This window comes from Methylobacterium sp. 22177 (genome assembly GCF_052045615.1).
Classification (GTDB): domain Bacteria; phylum Pseudomonadota; class Alphaproteobacteria; order Rhizobiales; family Beijerinckiaceae; genus Methylobacterium; species Methylobacterium radiotolerans.
In genome coordinates this window covers 339,548-356,691 of sequence record NZ_JBQEPK010000002.1, presented here as the reverse complement: position 1 = coordinate 356,691, position 17,144 = coordinate 339,548, and the positions used below count along the sequence as shown (strand labels likewise).

The 17,144-nt window shown below is 74.3% G+C and carries 14 protein-coding genes; 11 read left to right on the top strand and 3 right to left on the bottom strand.

Annotated features, from left to right (window positions below; genetic code table 11):
- Positions 1–145: 145 nt before the first annotated feature.
- The 5 genes from mfd (at position 146) to ACTJK8_RS04035 (ending at position 8,542) form a co-directional block, all read left to right on the top strand.
- Complete coding sequence (mfd, locus tag ACTJK8_RS04055; RefSeq protein ID WP_024830430.1) at positions 146–3,742, top strand: transcription-repair coupling factor; 3,597 nt, start codon at positions 146–148, stop codon at positions 3,740–3,742.
- Positions 3,743–3,819: 77 nt separating this feature from the next.
- Positions 3,820–5,172 carry an AmpG family muropeptide MFS transporter gene (locus ACTJK8_RS04050; protein ID WP_024830429.1) on the top strand — a complete coding sequence of 451 codons (1,353 nt, stop codon included), beginning with the start codon at positions 3,820–3,822 and terminating at the stop codon, positions 5,170–5,172.
- A 187-nt stretch (positions 5,173–5,359) separates the two neighbouring features.
- On the top strand, positions 5,360–6,703 hold the full coding sequence (locus tag ACTJK8_RS04045; RefSeq protein ID WP_440761560.1) for a tlde1 domain-containing protein: 1,344 nt from the start codon (positions 5,360–5,362) through the stop codon (positions 6,701–6,703).
- A gap of 130 nt (positions 6,704–6,833) precedes the next feature.
- Positions 6,834–7,883, top strand: coding sequence for an HpcH/HpaI aldolase/citrate lyase family protein (locus ACTJK8_RS04040; protein ID WP_053622475.1), 1,050 nt, complete (start codon positions 6,834–6,836; stop codon positions 7,881–7,883).
- A gap of 275 nt (positions 7,884–8,158) precedes the next feature.
- Complete coding sequence (locus ACTJK8_RS04035; RefSeq protein ID WP_440761559.1) at positions 8,159–8,542, top strand: endonuclease domain-containing protein; 384 nt, start codon at positions 8,159–8,161, stop codon at positions 8,540–8,542.
- 178 nt (positions 8,543–8,720) lie between these two features.
- On the opposite strand, the gene ACTJK8_RS04030 is transcribed toward ACTJK8_RS04035, so the two are convergent.
- Complete coding sequence (locus tag ACTJK8_RS04030) at positions 8,721–9,704, bottom strand: GlxA family transcriptional regulator (RefSeq protein WP_058608324.1); 984 nt, start codon at positions 9,702–9,704, stop codon at positions 8,721–8,723.
- A gap of 54 nt (positions 9,705–9,758) precedes the next feature.
- Here ACTJK8_RS04030 and ACTJK8_RS04025 point away from each other — a divergent pair, with 54 nt between their 5' ends.
- From ACTJK8_RS04025 to ACTJK8_RS04010, 4 genes are all read left to right on the top strand, one after another.
- Entirely contained in the window at positions 9,759–10,481 is a 723-nt protein-coding gene (locus ACTJK8_RS04025) for a DJ-1/PfpI family protein (RefSeq protein WP_012318636.1), read from the top strand.
- A gap of 9 nt (positions 10,482–10,490) precedes the next feature.
- Positions 10,491–10,889, top strand: a complete 399-nt coding sequence (locus tag ACTJK8_RS04020) for a nuclear transport factor 2 family protein (RefSeq protein ID WP_029359337.1) — start codon at positions 10,491–10,493, stop codon at positions 10,887–10,889.
- A 47-nt stretch (positions 10,890–10,936) separates the two neighbouring features.
- Entirely contained in the window at positions 10,937–11,275 is a 339-nt protein-coding gene (gene hspQ / locus ACTJK8_RS04015; RefSeq protein ID WP_012318638.1) for a heat shock protein HspQ, read from the top strand.
- An 83-nt stretch (positions 11,276–11,358) separates the two neighbouring features.
- Positions 11,359–12,348 carry a DUF4424 domain-containing protein gene (locus ACTJK8_RS04010; RefSeq protein ID WP_440761558.1) on the top strand — a complete coding sequence of 330 codons (990 nt, stop codon included), beginning with the start codon at positions 11,359–11,361 and terminating at the stop codon, positions 12,346–12,348.
- A 96-nt stretch (positions 12,349–12,444) separates the two neighbouring features.
- Here the strand turns inward: ACTJK8_RS04010 and ACTJK8_RS04005 are convergent, their stop codons facing one another.
- The gene (locus ACTJK8_RS04005; protein WP_024830423.1) at positions 12,445–13,218 is read right to left on the bottom strand and encodes an invasion associated locus B family protein; all 774 of its coding nucleotides are present in this window, start codon (positions 13,216–13,218) and stop codon (positions 12,445–12,447) included.
- Positions 13,219–13,683: 465 nt separating this feature from the next.
- Between ACTJK8_RS04005 and ACTJK8_RS04000 the strand changes: the two genes are divergently transcribed.
- Together ACTJK8_RS04000 and ACTJK8_RS03995 are read left to right on the top strand one after the other, a co-directional pair.
- The gene (locus tag ACTJK8_RS04000) at positions 13,684–15,009 is read left to right on the top strand and encodes an AMP-binding protein (RefSeq protein WP_440761557.1); all 1,326 of its coding nucleotides are present in this window, start codon (positions 13,684–13,686) and stop codon (positions 15,007–15,009) included.
- Between the two features lie 161 nt (positions 15,010–15,170).
- Positions 15,171–15,515, top strand: coding sequence for a hypothetical protein (locus ACTJK8_RS03995; RefSeq protein ID WP_012318642.1), 345 nt, complete (start codon positions 15,171–15,173; stop codon positions 15,513–15,515).
- 331 nt (positions 15,516–15,846) lie between these two features.
- On the opposite strand, the gene ACTJK8_RS03990 is transcribed toward ACTJK8_RS03995, so the two are convergent.
- Positions 15,847–17,076, bottom strand: a complete 1,230-nt coding sequence (locus tag ACTJK8_RS03990) for a UbiH/UbiF family hydroxylase (protein WP_029359342.1) — start codon at positions 17,074–17,076, stop codon at positions 15,847–15,849.
- Between the last annotated feature and the right edge of the window lie 68 nt (positions 17,077–17,144).

The window sequence follows — 17,144 nt, the reverse complement described above, 5'->3', positions numbered from 1 at the left end:
CCACGCCGTACCAGAACCACCATATAGGGTGGGCTCAGCCGCCCAGACGCTTCCGTCGGGACGCTTTATCGCGGCGGCCCGATCGGCTAACGCCACCCGACCTCCTCCCCTGACGCGCCCGGCGGGCCTCCCCGCGAAAGACCCGATGGCCAAGCCTCAGCCGAAGCCCCCCGCCCCCGCCGCCAAGCCGCCGGTCGCGCGCTTCGCGCTGCCGAAATCCTCCGCGCTCGCCCGGGCGATCGACGCCCTCAAGCGCGGCGACAGCCCGGTCCTGGCGAACGCCCCGGAGGGCTTCGACGCGCTGGCGCTCGCCGACCTCGCCCGTGCCCTGGCGCCCACCGTCGACGCACCGGCCGTGCTGGTGCACGTGGCGCGCGATTCCGGGCGCTCGGCCGCGTTCCAGGCGGCTTTGGGCTTCGTCGCGCCCGAGATGGACGTGATGAGCCTGCCGGCCTGGGACTGCCAGCCCTACGACCGGGTCTCGCCGACCACCGCCGTCGCCGCCGCCCGGATGACGGCGCTCGCCCGCCTCGCCCGCACCCGCTCGGCCGAGGACAGGCCGCGCATCCTCTGCACCACCGTCAACGCCCTGGTGCAGCGGGTCCCGCCCCGCGCCCACATCGCCAAGGAGGCGTTCTCGGCGGCGATCGGCAACGTCGTGGCAATGGACGACGTGGTGGCCTGGGTCGAGGCCAACGGCTTCCTGCGCACCGGGACGGTGCGCGACACCGGCGAGTACGCGGTCCGCGGCGGCATCCTCGACCTGTCGCCCCCGGGCCTGCCGGCCCCGATCCGCCTCGACTTCTTCGGCGACACGCTGGAATCGATCCGCGCCTTCGACCCGGAGACGCAGCGCACCACCGGTCAGCTCCGCTCCCTCGACCTGATGCCGATGAGCGAGGTCCAGCTCACCACCGAGACGATCCGGCGCTTCCGCCAGAACTACATCCAGAGCTTCGGCGCGGCGACCCGGGACGACCGGCTCTACGAGACCGTGAGCGAGGGGCGGCGCTACGCCGGCCTCGAGCACTGGATGCCGCTGTTCTACGACCACCTCGACACGCTGTTCGACTATCTCGGCGGCGTGCCGCTGGTCTTCGATCCGCAGGTGGAGGACGCCGCCGCCGAGCGGATCAGCCTCGTCCAGGACTATTACCAGGCCCGCGAGGGCGCGATGAAGACGCCGCAGCCCGGCGTCGCCCCCTACAAGCCCCTGCCGCCCCGCGCCCTCTACCTGACGCCGAACGAGCTGAAGGAGCGGATCGCCACCGCCACCGTGGCGCGGCTGACGCCCTTCGCGCAGCCCGAATCGCCCGAGCGCGCCGTGATCGATTGCGGCGCCAAGGCCGGACGAAGCTTCGCCCCCGAGCGGGCCGACGAGACTGCCAGCGTGTTCGACGCCGCGGTGGCGCATATCCGCGATCTCCAGGGATCCGGTCATCACGTGATCCTGGGAGCCTGGTCCGACGGCTCCCGCGACCGGCTCTGCGGCGTGCTCACCGACCACGGCCTCAGGAAGCCCGTGGCGATCACCCGGCTCACCGACGTCTACGCGCTGAAGCGCGGCACCGACGCGGCGGTGGCGGTCTGGGGCCTGGAGGCGGGCTTCACCGCGGGCGAGCTGGCCGTCGTCTCCGAGGGCGACATCCTGGGCGACCGGCTGGTCCGCCAGAAGCGCAAGGCCAAGCGGCCCCAGGACGTGATCCTGGAGGTGCAGGCGCTCCAGCCGGGCGACCTCGTGGTCCACGCCGACCACGGCATCGGCCGCTTCGTCGGCCTCAAGACGATCCACGCCGCGGGCGCCCCGCACGACTGCCTGGAACTGCAGTATACCGGCGGCCTGCTGCTCCTGCCGGTGGAGAACATCGAGCTCCTGACCCGCTACGGCTCGGAGGATTCCGAGGTCGCCCTCGACCGCCTCGGCGGCGGCGCGTGGCAGGCCCGCAAGGCCAAGATGAAGCGCCGCATCCTCGAGATGGCGGGCGAGCTGATCAAGGTCGCGGCCCAGCGCTTCGTCCGCAAGGCCCCCGCGCTGCAGGCGCCCGAGGGGCTCTACGGGGAGTTCGCCGCCCGCTTCCCGTTCGAGGAGACCGAGGATCAGGCCAACGCCATCGACGCGGTGCTGGACGACCTCAATGCCGGCCGCCCGATGGACCGGCTGGTCTGCGGCGATGTCGGCTTCGGCAAGACCGAGGTGGCGCTGCGCGCCGCCTTCGCGGCGGCGATCTCCGGCAAGCAGGTGGCGGTGATCGTCCCGACCACCCTGCTCGCCCGCCAGCACTTCCGGACCTTCGCCGAGCGCTTCAAGGGCCTGCCGGTCCAGGTGGCGCAGCTCTCGCGCTTCGCCTCCGCGGCGGAGATGAAGCAGACCCGGGCGGGGCTCGCCGCCGGGACGGTCGACATCGTGGTCGGCACGCACGCGCTCTTGGCGAAGAACATCGCCTTCAAGGATCTCGGCCTGATCATCGTGGACGAGGAGCAGCATTTCGGCGTCGCCCACAAGGAGCGGCTGAAGGCGCTCCAGGCCGACGTCCACGTGCTGACGCTGTCGGCGACGCCGATCCCGCGCACGCTCCAGCTCGCCATGACGGGGGTGCGGGAACTGTCGATCATCGCGACACCCCCGGTCGACCGGCTGGTGGTGCGCACCTTCGTGACGCCGTTCGACCCCCTGACCATCCGGGAGGCGCTGCTGCGCGAGCGCTACCGCGGCGGCCAGTCCTTCTACGTCGTGCCCAGGATCGAGGATCTGGCGGAAGTCAAGAAGTTCCTCGACGCCGAGATGCCCGAGATCAAGGTCGCGGTCGCCCACGGCCAGATGGCGGCGGGCCAGCTCGAGGACGTGATGACGGCCTTCTACGAGGGCAAGTTCGACGTGCTGCTCTCGACCACGATCGTAGAATCGGGCCTCGACATCCCCACCGCCAACACGCTGATCGTCCACCGGGCCGACATGTTCGGGCTGGCCCAGCTCTACCAGCTGCGCGGCCGCGTCGGGCGCTCGAAGGCGCGCGCCTACGCGCTGTTCACGACGCCGGCGAACCGCCAGCTCACCGCCCAGGCCGAGCAGCGCCTCAAGGTGCTCCAGAGCCTCGACACGCTGGGCGCGGGCTTCCAGCTCGCCTCCCACGACCTCGACATCCGCGGCGCCGGCAACCTGCTCGGCGACGCGCAGTCCGGCCACATCAAGGAGGTCGGCTACGAGCTCTACCAGCAGATGCTGGAGGACGCGGTGACGGCGCTGAAGGCCGGCATCGAGGACGTGCCCGAGGAGGCGTGGTCGCCGACCATCGCGCTCGGCGCACCGGTCACGATCCCGGAGGATTACGTCGAGGATCTCGGGGTGCGGCTCGCCCTCTACCGGCGGCTCGCCACCATCCAGGACGACGCCGAGATGGAGAGCTTCGGCGCCGAGCTGATCGACCGGTTCGGGCCGCTGCCGCCGGAGGTGGAGCAGCTCCTCAAGATCGGCACGATCAAGATCCTCTGCCTCAAGGCGAACGTCGAGAAGGTCGAGGCGGGGCCGAAGGGCGTGGTGGTCCATTTCCGCGACCGCTCCTACGCCAACCCGCAGGGGCTCGTGGCCTACGTGGCCGAGCAGGCCTCGTTCGCGAAGGTGCGGCCCGACATGAGCGTCGTGTTCGTGCGCGAGCTGAATACCGTCCCGGCGCGGCTCAAGACCGCCACCGAGGTGCTGCGCAGCCTCGTGAAGATCGCCGAGCGGGGCAAGAAGGCGGCGTGACGGTGGGCACGGTCGCGCGATCGTTGCGCGTCCGGCCCATCTCTGCTCTCTCGTGACGACGGTCAGGAGACGCGTGGATGGCAAACCCGGCGCAGGTCACCGGCGCGCCCGAGCCGGTGAAGGCCGCGCCGGGCGCCTTCCTCACGCCCCTGTTCACCGACCGGCGCGTCGCCGCGGTGCTCGGCCTCGGCTTCGCGCAGGGCATCCCGTTCCTGCTCGTCTACGCGACCCAGTCGGCCTGGCTCGTCCAGGCGAAGGTGCCGCTCGCCACGATCGGGCTGATGAGCGAGCTCACCATCGCCTACAAGCTCAAGTTCCTCTGGGCCCCCTTCCTCGACCGCCACGACGCCCCGCTCATCGGCCGCTGGCTCGGGCGGCGCCGCGGCTGGATCGTCGCCACGCAGATCCTCGTCGCCCTGGCGCTCGCGGGCGTCGCCTTCGGCGACCCGGCGCACTGGCTCGCCTGGACGGTGGCGTTCTCCCTGGCGCTCGGCGTCGCGGGCGCCACCCAGGACGTGGTGATCGACGGCTGGCGCATCACCGCCGCGCCGCCCGAGCAGCAGGCGCTGATGTCGTCCTGGTCGGAGATCGGCTACCGGATCGGCAATCTCGCGGCGGGGGCGGGCGCCCTCTACCTGTCCGACGCGTACGGCTGGCGCGCCGCCTACCTGTGCATGGCCGCGCTCATGGCCCCCGGCACGGTCGCGGCGCTGCTGGCCCCCGAGCCCCCCGCCCCCGAGGCGCCACCGACCGGCGGATTCGTCGAGACCGTCTGGGCGCCGATCCGCGACCTCCTCGCCCGGCTCGGGCCGCTCGCCGTGCCGGTGCTGGCGCTGGTCGCGGGCTTCCGGATGCCCGGCTACGTCTCGAACGCCATGGCGATCCCGCTGTTCAAGACGCTCGGCTACTCCAACACCGACATCGCCACGGTGACGAAGCTGTTCGGCTTCTGGATCGCGCTCGGCGGGACGTTCCTCGCCAGCGCCATCATCCCGCGGATCGGCATGATGGCGAGCCTGCTGATCGGCACCGTGACGGCCTCCGCCTCGCACCTGGCCCTCGCCTATCTCGCCTGGCACGGCGGCCACGGCGGGGCGGCGTTCTGGACCTTCGCGCTCACCGTCGGGATCGACGGCTTCGCCTACGCCTTCGCGTCGATCGTGCTGATCACCTACATGTCGCGGCTCTCGGCCACCGCCCACGCGGCGAGCCAGTACGCCCTGCTGACCTCGCTCTGCGCCCTGCCCGGCAGCCTGCTCGCCGGGTTCTCGGGCTTCGTGATCGAGTGGACGGGGTTCCCGTGGTTCTTCGTCGGCACGTCGCTCATCGGCGTGCCGGTGGCCCTGCTCTGCCTGCTGGTCGCGCGCCGGCACGGGCCGATGGAGGCCTCGGCGGAGGCGCCCGGGGACGCGCCGAATCGGGCCACCTGAGGCTGTGTCCCAACACGGGAACGCGCGCGCAAACTGTCCCTTTAGCGGGGATTAACCACACCGCGGCTTAATGGGGTGGACGGTTGATGTCCTCCCCAGACGGGCGACCCGGACCACGTGCGCGAGAACGGCTCTCGCGGGCGAACGGCGACGGCTGCCCAGGGGAAGCGCGTACGCGAGTTCCCGAATGGCCCAGGCTGCGTTGTCCCTCGCCGCGTTCCAGACCGCGTATCCGAGCGCGGAACCCCGGCGACCGGCGCCCCCGCGCCTCACCTACGTCGAGACCGTCTACGATCCGGTCGTCCGCACCCGGGCGCCCTACCCGAGCGCCATGCGGCGCGCCCGCCGCCGCGCGCGGCTGACGGCGCTCATCGCCCTCACCGGCGCGACCCTGGCCGGCTGGGCCGTGTTCAGCCACCCGCAGGGGCCGGCCCGCCCCGACGCGCAGACCGTCGCGGCGGCCGGGCCGACCGCCGCCCCGGTCCCGCAGGCCGTGGCGGCGCCACGGCCGAGCCTCGCCTGGATGCTCGACCGGAGCCCGGCGCTGGGCTCCGACACCTCCACGGCCTTCGGAGGCGCGGCCCCGCCGGCCGCCGGCTTCCAGATCGCCGCCGCCGCGCCGTCCCCGGCGGTCCGGGAGATCGCCCGGCAGGTGGCCCAGGCGGAGCGGGCGCGGACCGCCCAGGTCCGGCTGGCCCAGGCCGGGCCCGCGGATAGGGCGACCGAGAAGGCCGGCGACAAGATCGCCGCGAAGGGCGCGGGGGCGCCGGTCCGGATGGCCGCGGCCGAGCCTACCCCCGCCGCCCTCGCGCCCGCCCTGGTGCCGCTGCCGGTGGCGCGCCCGCCCGAGCTGCGGCGCGCGCCGGCGCCGCCGCCCGCGCGGGTGGCGAGCCGCGCCCTGCCCCGGACCCGCGACGTGTTCCGCGCCGCGATGGCCGAGGAGCCGTCCTTCTTCGAGAAGCTGTTCGGGGTCGGCGCGGCCGCGCCGTCTCAGGAGAATCGTCAGGAGCCCCGTCAGGCGCTGGCCTATGCCAGCCCGGACGCCCTGCCGCAGGAGGCGCCGCGCACCCGGATCAGCCCGGACCCCGATTCGGTGGCCGGCACGGCCGTCTACGACATCACCGCCCGCACGGTGACGCTGCCCTCCGGCGAGGTATTGGAGGCCCATTCCGGCCTCGGCGAGCACATGGACAACCCGCGCTACGTCCACCTGCGCATGCGCGGCTCGACCCCGCCCGGCACCTACACGCTGACCGAGCGCGAGCGCCTGTTCCACGGGGTCCGGGCGATCCGCCTCAACCCGGTGGGCGGCAGCGCCGCGATCCACGGCCGCGACGGCCTGCTGGCCCACACCTACATGCTGCGGCAGCCCGGCGCCTCGAACGGCTGCGTCTCGTTCCGCGACTACAACCGCTTCCTGCAGGCCTTCCTGCGGGGCGAGGTCCGGCGCCTCGTGGTGGTGGCCGGCAGCGGCGACGGCGGCATCCTCAACCGGATCGGCCTCGCCGGCCGCCGGGGCGGCCGGGGCTGAGGCTCGGCGGCGCTGGGCCGAGCGTCCGGGATCACTAAAGTCCGAGATCACTTCGGCGCGGCGCGGCTTTACGCGCCCGCCCAAGCTGCCTTAACGGGGCTCAGACGCCAGCCCTGACAAGAGGCACCCGATGAAACTGCCCCGCCGCTTCTTCCAGCCCCTCGCCACCGGCGCGCCGGCCCCGTTCCGCGAGCTGCCGGTGCGGCTGGAGCGGATGATCCACTTCGTGCCGCCCCACAACGACAAGGTCCGGGCCCGCGTGCCGGAGCTCGCCGGGACCGTCGACGTGGTGCTGGGCAACCTGGAGGACGCGGTCCCGGCCGACCAGAAGGAGGCGGCCCGCAAGGGCTTCGTCGCCATGGCCCAGGCTACCGACTTCGCCGCCACCGGCACCGGACTCTGGACCCGGATCAACGCCCTCAACTCGCCCTGGATCTTGGACGACCTGTTCACGATCGTGGCCGAGGTCGGGGACAAGCTCGACGTCGTGATGGTGCCCAAGGTCGAGGGGCCGTGGGACATCCACTACATCGACCAGCTGCTCGCCCAGCTCGAGGCGCGCCACGGGGTGACGAAGCCGATCCTGGTCCACGCGATCCTGGAGACGGCCGAGGGCGTCGCCAACGTCGACGCCATCGCGTCGGCCTCGCCGCGCATGCACGGCATGAGCCTCGGGCCGGCGGACCTCGCGGCGTCCCGCGGCATGAAGACCACCCGGGTCGGCGGCGGCCACCCCGATTACCGGGTGATCGCCGACCCGGCCGGCGACGCGCCCCGGGCGAGCGCCCAGCAGGACCTCTGGCACTACACCATCGCCCGGATGGTCGACGCCTGCATGGCCAACGGCATCAAGGCCTTCTACGGCCCGTTCGGCGACTTCTCCGACGGCGCGGCCTGCGAGGCGCAGTTCCGCAACGCCTTCCTGATGGGATGCGCTGGCGCCTGGACGCTGCACCCGAGCCAAGTGGCGATCGCCAAGCGGGTCTTCGCGCCGGACCCGGCCGAGGTGGCCTTCGCGGCCCGGATCGTCGAGGCCATGCCGGACGGCACCGGCGCCGTGATGCTCGACGGCAAGATGCAGGACGACGCCACCTGGAAGCAGGCCAAGGTCATCGTGGACCTCGCCAAGCTGGTCGCCGCGAAGGATCCGGAGCTGGCGGCGGTCTACAAGCTGGGGTGAGCGGGCTGCCGGGGCCGCGTGTGGCGGTCCCGATTCGGCGTCCGCGAGTCGCGACGCGCCCCCCCTCCCGTGGGGGAGAGGGGACCCGCGTGCCGTTCTGAAGCGATGACGCCGCGGAGCCGGACAATTCGCTGGGGCTAGGCCCGCGCAAGCCGCAGCACCGTATCATCCACCGGGTCCGCAACTGCGTTGCCGGAACCGTGCGGTGAGCAGATCGATCCCGCGCGCGCAGCCTGCGGCGCGCGCAATCAAGCGCCGAGGCCGAGCTCTGGCGCGTGTTGCGCAATCGCGCGCTCAACGGCTGGAAGTTCCGCCGCCAGCACCCGATCGACCGGTTCGTCGTCGACTTCGCCTGCCTCAAGGCGAGGCTGATCGTCGAGGTCGACGGCGCAACGCACTCGACCGCCAGCGAGGTCGCCCGGGATGCCGCGCGCACCGCGATCCTCGAGTCGCTCGTCTTCGCCCTGCTCCGTATCCCGAACGCCGACATCCACGAGCATCGCGACGGCGTGCGCGAGACGATCCTGGCGGCCCTCGAACGCCGCGACACGGTCGAGAACCGATCCCGATCGGGTTGGGACGCAGGCGATCGGCGAGCCCGTGCCGAACGAGGCGCGGGTCCCCTCTCCCGTGCGGGAGAGGGACAGGGTGAGGGATGAGAACAGTCCGGAAGAGCCGCGCCTGTACGCGCATCGGCGGCCTGTTCAGTCCTGATCCTTCTCGTCCCTCACCCCAACCCTCTCCCGCACGGGAGAGGGGGCCTGGCGCGGCTGGCGAGACCGGCTCGCCCTCCTTCCCGACCGTTGCAACATGGTCGGATACGGTTCTAGTCCACCCTCACCCGCCGAACCGCGCCCGGTACTCCTGCGGCGTCGCCGCGACGTGCCGCAGGAAGCTGCGCCGCATCGTCTCCTCGGAGCCGAAGCCGCAGGTCCGGGCGACGCGCTTGACCGGCTGCGCCGTCTCGGCGAGCGCGCGCCGGGCCGCCTCCACCCGCAGGCGCTCCACGGCCCTGGCCGGCGTCAGGCCGGTCGCCTCGCGATAGTGCCGGCTCAGGCTGCGCGCGCTCATCCCGGCCGCCGCGGCGAGCGCCGGCAGCGACAGGTCGCCGGACAGGTTGTCGGCGATGTAGGCGTGGAGCCGCCCGAACCGCTCCTCGCCCGCCTGCAGCGCCAGCGCCGCGCTGAACTGCGCCTGCCCGCCGGGGCGCTTGAGGAACATCACGAGGTGGCGCGCCACCGCCAGGGCGGTCGCGCGGCCGAGATCCTCCTCGACCAGCGCCAGGGCCAGGTCGATGCCCGCCGTCACCCCCGCCGAGGACCAGACCGGGCCGTCGCGCACGAAGATCGGGTCGGGCTCGATCCGGGCGCGCCGGTAGCGTGCGGCGAGCGCGCCGCAATGCTTCCAGTGGGTCACGGCCCGCCGCCCGTCGAGGAGCCCCGCCGCCCCGAGCAGGAACGCGCCGGTGCAGACCGAGGCGACCCGGCGGGCCCGGCCCGCCCGGGTCCGCACCCAGGCCACCAGGGCGGCGTCGTCGCAGGCCGCGACGACGCCGGGGCCGCCCGCGATCACCAGCGTGTCCACCGGCGCGTGGGGATCCGGCAGCGGGTCGGCCACCAGCCGCAGCCCCGCCGAGGCGGTGAGCCCCGGGTCGCCGGCCGCGATCACCCGCGGCGCGTAGGGCATCCCGGCGCCGCCGTGCTCGTTGGCGGTGGCGAAGACCTGGAGCGGCCCGGCCACGTCGAGGAGCTGCACCGACGGGAAGGCCAGCACCTCGACGGGGCGCGGCGCGTCTGGCGAGAAACGAGGGCTCTTTGGCATTTCGGCCAGATCCTGACGCGGTAGGGTCGTCCTGTCCACCACGGAGGCTTCGGCATGATCCCGCCCGACACCCACCTGCAGATCGGCTCGCTCCTGTTCGAGGGGCTCGACCAGATCGACCTCACCGGCCCGTTCGAGGTCCTGTCCCGGGTGCCCAACAGCACCTACCGGGTCTACGCGCCGCGCCTCGAGCCCGTCCGCGACGTCCGCGGCCTCCGGATGCTGCCGGATGCGACCCTGGCGGAGGCGCCGCGGCTCGACGTGCTGCACGTGCCGGGCGGCCAGGGCCAGGAGGCGCTGATGCGCGACGCCGCCGTGCTCGGCTGGATCCGCGACCAGGCGGCGGGCGCGAGCCACGTCCTCTCGGTCTGCACCGGCGCCCTGCTCCTCGGCGCGGCCGGCCTCTTGGTCGGGCGCAGGGCCACGACCTACTGGAACGCGGTCCACCTGCTGCCCCTCTTCGGGGCCGAGCCGGTGGACGAGCGGGTGGTGCTCGACCGCGACGCGGACGGCCGCCGCTGGGTGTTCGCGGCCGGCGTCACCGCGGGGATCGACGGGGCGCTCCGGCTCGCCGCCGAACTGCGCGGCGACGAGGCCGCCCGGACGATCCAGCTCGGCATGCAGTACGCCCCCGAGCCGCCCTTCGACAGCGGCACGCCCCGAACGGCTTCCCCGGCCACCGTGGCGCGGGCGCGGGCGGCGGCGGCCGACATCACGGCCCGGCGCGAGGCCACCGCCCGGGCGATCGCGGCCGACCTCGGCATCCGGATTTCGTAGGAGACTCCGATGGACCTCAGCCACGTTCGCGCCTTCGCGGCCGCCCTGGCGGCGAAGGACCGGGACGCCATGCTGGCGCAGATGACCGAGGCGGTGGTGCTCAACACGCCGCTCGCCGCCGAGCCCGTGCGCGGGAAGGCGGCGATCCGGCCAGTGGTCGACGCCCTGCTGGCGGCGGTCGACGCCTTCGAGATCCGCGAGATCCTGGAAGGCCCCGCGCACGCCGCCGCCTTCTTCGGCGCGACGGCCGGCCCGCACCGGCTCGACGGGATGGATTACTGGCGCCTCGACGCGGCCGGGCGCATCGCCGAGATGACCGTCCTGTGGCGGCCGCTGCCGGAGGCGATCGCCGTCCGGGACCGCCTGGCCCGCGCCGCCGGGACGCCGACTTCCGCGGCGACCGGGTGACACGATCCGTCATCGGACCTATCTGTCCGATCTGGACGGGTTGAACCATGTCGGACGTGACACTGAGAACCGCGAAATTCGCGATCGGCGCCGTGGTGCGCCACCGGATCTACCCGTTCCGGGGCGTCGTGTTCGACGTCGACCCGGTGTTCGACAACACCGAGGAATGGTGGCTGTCGATCCCCGAGGAGGTCCGGCCGCGCAAGGACCAGCCGTTCTACCACCTGCTCGCCGAGAACGCCGAGACCGAGTACGTGGCCTACGTGTCGGAGCAGAACCTCCTGCCCGACACGTCGGGCGAGGCCCTGCGCCACGCCGGCATCGCCGAGATGTTCGAGCGCGACGCCGCCGGCGCGTACCGGATGCGCGACCGCGCCACGAACTGAGCGGGTCGGGCCCGTGAAGGTCCTGGCAAGCGGCGGGCGCTAGTCTGCCGCGACGGCCGCTGCCGTCGGACGAGCCCGTCGCCATGATCCGACCCGCCGCTCTGCTCGCCGCCGGCCTTCTCGCTACGGCGGCCCGCGCCAACGACAGCGCCGCCGAGCTCGATGCCGGCGGCCTCGTCCTGCGGCGCGAGCCCGGGATCGCCCTGGTGAGCGAGGACCTGTCGATCGCCCGCGACCGGATCGGCGTGTCCTACCTGTTCCGCAATCAGGTTCAGGAGTCGCGCACGGTCCGGATCGCCTTCCCGCTGCCGCCGATCGACGGGCGCGAACTCAGCTTCTCGGCCCTGGCGCTGCCCCGGCCCGACAGCCCGAACTTCGTCGGCTTCACCGTCACGGTGGACGGCAGGCCCCTCGAGCCCGAGCTGGAGGAGCGCGCCTACGTGGGCGAGCGCGAGGTGACGGACCTGCTGCGCCGCCACGGCCTGCCGCTGAACCCGCTGCGCTTCGCGGCGATCAGCGCGGCGGCCGGGCGGATCGGCGCGCCCGAATGGGCCGAGCTGGTCAGGGCCGGCCTGTTCCCCGACGTCGCGGACGCGCCGGACCGGATGACCGAGGGGCTCTGGCGCGGCGAGGCCAAGTTCCACTGGCTCCAGACCTTCCCGGCGGGGCAGGAGGTCCGCATCGCGCACAGCTACGCGCCGGTGACCGGCTTCCACCTGCTCGACCTCAAGGCGGCGTCCCGCGCGGCCTACCGGGCGACCTACTGCCTGGACGCGGCCGGGCTCGCGGCGATCCGGCGCCTGCACGCGAAGGCGGCGGATCCCGGCGGCCACCTGCGGGCGACCGTGGTGCCCTACATCGTCACCACGGCGCGCAACTGGGCCGCGCCGATCGGGCGCTTCACCCTGACGGTCGACAAGGGCAGCCCGGAGGCGGTGGCGAGCTTCTGCCGCACGGACGTCCGGAAGACCGGGCCGACCACGTTCCGCTGGGAGGCCCGGGACTACGTGCCCGACCAGGACCTGCGCGTGCTGATCGTCCAGCCGGACTCGGGGCCCGCGGGGATCCGCTAGACCCCGCCGCCGGACGGGCCAGACGCGAAGGGCCGGACCTCGCGGCCCGGCCCCCGATACGGACCCGCCGCGCGGCGGGTCGCTGGTGCTTACTCGTTACTTGGCGGCCGGGGCCGGGGCCGCGCCGGCGGCCGGGGCGGCGCCCTGCTGCTGCTCGAGCTTCTTGCGCATGTCCTCGGAGCGCTTCTCCAGCTCGGCCTGGAGCTTCTTCTGCTGCTCCTCGAGCACCTTCGGGTCGATGGCCGGGCCGTCGAAGGCCTTGCCGAAGCCGGCCAGCGGCACCGCGAAGGTGACCTCGCGCTGGGTCTGGTTCTGGACCGAGACGTTGAGGGTCGTGCCCTTCTTCATCGCGGCGATCACGCCGGCATCGACGCCGCCGGCCTCCGCGAAGCAGCCGTTCGGGAAGCAGACCGCGAAGCGGCCGGCGGTCGCCGCCTGGCCGTCGACGTTGAAGCGGATGCCCGGCTGCAGCAGCAGGCCCAGCGGCAGCAGGTAGCGCACCACGCGCACCTCCTGCTTCTGGGCGGGGTTCTTCATCTCGTAGACCGCCACGGCCAGCACCGGCTGGCCCTGGTCGGACACGAAGTCGCGGGTCGTGTAGCAGATGTCGGTGCCCGAGCCCTGGTCCTTGCCGCAGACCTTGGTCCAGTCGGCCTGGCTCGGCTCGGACTTCACCGCGACGATCTGCGGGCCCGTCTGGGCGGCCGGGGTGTTGGCCGCCGGGGTACCCGGGGCGGTCGGCGCCGGCGCGGCCGGGGCGGGCGCGGCGGGCTTCTTCGGCTGCGCCAGGGCCGGCGCGGCCGCGAGGCCGAGGCCCGCGAGGCCGAGGAGAGCGGCGCGGGCGAGCGTCGCGGTGCGGGTGAAGGACATCGGCTCTGACCCCTTGGAAGAGACGTGGTGTGGCTGGCAGGATGCGGAGCCGGCCTGGCGGCAGGTCCGCCGGAGCGACCGGCCGCCCGCCGCGTTGGCGCACCGCCCGGAGCTCCGGATGAATCGGTCCGGCCATCGGGCGGGACGGGCGCCCGTCTGCGCGCATCCCTCACCCCGGCGACCGGGCGGCCTGCCTTTCCCCTCGAATGAGGCGAAGGCATGACACCGCGGCCTTGGGGCTGTCGGAACCGTCCTGGCCGCGCCCGGCCCCCGATAGGCCCCCGCCCGCCCGGCCGCAAGCGCGACGTTGCGCGGCCGCGAGGCACGAGCGCGTGATCGGACCGCGCCGCCGGCCGCCGCCGGCCGCCCTCCTGCGGCGCCCGGCGGCGCGGCCCTCTTAGCGGTCGGTTAACCCTGTGGGGCCGAGATGATAGGAGTTCTGCAGGATCGGCGGGGGCGGCGGGTTTGAGCGCGTTGGCGGTGGCGGAGTGGGCGGTCGACGCCGCACCGGACGCGTCCGCGCGATCCGAGAACGGGCCCGGCGGCCTGTCCGGCGGGCTGTTCGGCGGCCCGTGCGACGGTCTCGCGACCCGCCTGTTCGCCGCCGCCCTGACGGGCCCGCAGCGCACGGTCCTGCGTGATTCGGGGGACCGGGTCGCGTGGTGCGGGCGCCCGAACATCACCTGGACCTACGCGGCCGCCGCCGAGATCGTCGGGCGGCTCGCCCGCGGGATCGGCGCGTGGCGGCTCCCGGCCGGCAGCCGGATCGGGCTGTGGTATTCGGGGGGCGCCGAATCGGCCCTCGCCCACCTCGCCGTCGAGGCGGCGGGCCACCTGCCCTGCGCGATGCCGGCCCTCTGGGACGACGCGGAGCTCTCCGCCGGGATCGAGGCGGCGGGCCTCGTGGCCGTGTTGACGGAGGGCCGCCGCGGCGCGCGCCGGCCCGCGGAGGACCTCACCCGCGCGGCCATGCGCCATTTCGGCCTGCGCTACCTCGCGGCCTTCGGCCCGAGCGTGCCGGACGGCGTGATCAGCCTCGACGCGATGGCCCTGGAGCGGGGCGTGGTCGATCCCGCGCCGAGTCGCGGCCTCGTCACCTTCGCGGGCGGCGATCCCGGCCGGCCGGTCTACCGCACCGCCGCGGCGCTGGCGGCGGCGGTCGCCGCCCATCTCGACGCGCTGCCCCTGACCGCGGACGAGCGGGTCCTGACGCTCCTGCCCGGCCACGACCTGCGCGGCCTCGTGACCGGCCTGGGCACCGCCCTGGCGGCCGGTGCCGGTCTGGAGACCGTGCTGCCCTTCGACGAGGCCGGGTTCCGCGCCGCCCTGCTGCGGCCGGTGCCGACCCGGCTGGTGGTCCCGGCGCGGGTCGAATCGGCCCTCGCCGCCCTGCCCCTGCCCTGGACCGTCCGGGTCCTCGACGTGGTCCACCGCGCGCCCGCCCGGCTGATTCCGCGGAGCGCCGGGCCCGCGGGCCCGCAGCGCCTCGATTCCCTGGTCCTGGGCGAGGTGCTGGTGCTCACCCGCCCCGGCCCGGACGACCTCGCCGCGACCCTGGCCGAGCCCGAGCAGGCCTTCCTGCCCCGCGATCTCCTGGACCTCGCCGGCGGCGCCGACGGCGCCCTCGCCTGCCGGGGGGCGGCCTGCGCGGCGGCCCCTCTTACCCGCGGCGAGACCCCGGCGACCGAGCCCCTGGCGTGGCGGAGCACGGGCTTCCGGCCGCTCCGCGCGGGCGGGCGCGCGGACGGGACGGTCGCGGCGATCGCCGCCGACCCCGTCCCGTCCGCCTGAACGGCGGGCGATCGCCGGTTCATCCGGCACTCAGGCGGCGCGGATAATCTCGCATCTGCACACGAACCGACGGATCCGATCCGCCTGTTCGCGGGTTCTGCATCGGATTGTCGTGACGGCTATCTTTCCAAGCCGTCCCGGATGGAGTACCGCTCAAGCTTATGGGTGCGCTGCAACAAGTGCTCGTGGTCGACGACGGTGTCCGCGCCGTGGACCGGTCCCTCTCGGGCGAGCTGGCCAGCCTCGGATACGCGAGCGTGACCGCCTCGATGGAGGCGGCGGACGACGTTCTGACCGTGATCGCCCGCCCGGCCGCCGTGCTGCTCCAGGCGCCCACCCGCCGGGATCCCGCCTACGCCCGCCGCGCCGCCCGCCTCCGCGGCCAACTGCGCGAGCGCGGCATCCCGGTGATCCTCATCGGTGATTCGGGCGAGGCCCGCGCCGGCGGCCCGGTCGATCTCGCGACCCGCCTCGGCGCCTACGTGGCCGCCCAGCCGGATCTCTGAGGCCCGTCTCGGCCTTCGACGCGCGGACGGTCGCCCCTCCTCGCCCCACCTGGCCCGGGATACCCGGACGGACCCGCCGGCGCGCCTCGAGGGCGCCCTTCGGCGACCGAGCGCCGTCCGAACGGCCCCCCTTCGTCGCCTTCGCAGGCGCTCCCGCGCCCCGGGCCGAGGCAGCGTATCCGTGCGCCGTTGCCCGGGGAGCCTGCAGCCGAACCCGTCCGTGCCGAGAGGGGCGCGGGTTCCGTCTCCCGTCGGGAGAGGGGGCAGGGCGCGGCGGCCTCGGCCGGAGATGCCCGTCGTCCAGGCGGTCGCAAGACGATCGGGAGCGGTCCTAGCGCGCCGCGCGCATCAGCTCCGGCGCGCCGATCCGGGGCAGCACGCCCTCCCGCATCACCAGGCGCCGCAGCGGTCCGAGCTGCGTCATCGCCAGCAGGCCGAGGCCGCGCAGCGCGTCCACCGGCAGCAGGTCGGTGAGCAGGCTGCGGTTGAGGAGATCGACCGCGGCGGTGCGCGCCGCCGTGTCGACGCGGCGCGCCCGCGCGTAGCCGTCGAGCACGGCGCGCGACCCGGGATCGCGGCGGTCGCGGGCGGCGGCCAGCACCGCGTCGCGCAGGGTCGCGGCGTCGCGCAGGCCGAGATTGAGCCCCTGCGCGCCGATCGGCGGGAAGACGTGGGCCGCCTCCCCGATCAGCGCGAGCCGCGGGGCTACCGGGGTCGCCACCGCGAGGCCGCGCATCGGCACGAGACCCCGGGGGCCATCGACCCGCATGGCGCCGAGCATCGCCCGGGCCTGTCGCTCCACCGCCTGTCCCAGCGCCGCGTCGTCGAGGGCGGCGAGCCGCCGGGCCGCCCCCTCCCCGGTCACCCAGACGAGGCTGGACCGGTGGCCGCCCGGCAGCGGCACCAGGGTGAAGGGTCCCGACCGGGTGTGGAACTCCGTGGAGACGTCGCGGTGCGGGCGCGCGTGGGCCAGGATCGTGGTGATGGCGCTCTGCGGGTAGGTCCAGTCGCGCACGCGGACGCCGCTGGCGGCCCGCAGCGGCGAGCGCGCCCCGTCGGCTCCCACCACGAGCCGGGCCTCGACGGCGTTCCCGTCCGCCAGCGCGACGCGCGCCGCCGTCTCGCCGGGCACGGCGCCGGCGGCGTCCGCCTCGACCAGGGTGAGGTTGTCCTGCGCCCGGGCGCGGGCGCGCAGGCTCTCCACCAGGCGGGCGCTCTCGACGTTCCAGCCGAAGGCGTCGAGGCCGATCTCGGCGGCGCGGAACTGCGCCGGCGGCGGCCGGAACAGGCTGCCGGTGTCGTCGACGATCTGCAGCGTGCAGAGCGGGCTCGCGTGCGGCGCCACCGCCTCCCAGGCGCCGAGCGCCTCCAGGAAGCGCACCGACCCGTCGAGGAGCGCGACGGTCCGCCCGTCCGCGACTGGGGCGTGGCGCCCGACCAGCGCCGTGGGGATCCCGTCGCGCGCGATCGCCAGCGCGGCGGCGAGCCCGGCTGCCCCGGCTCCGACCACCGCGACCGCGAACGGCGCGCCGGCTTCTTCGACCCTGGTTCCCTCGGACATGCTGCCCCGCACGATCTCCGCTCGTTCCCGTGCCGACCCGACCACGCTCGCCCGACCACGCTCGCCGG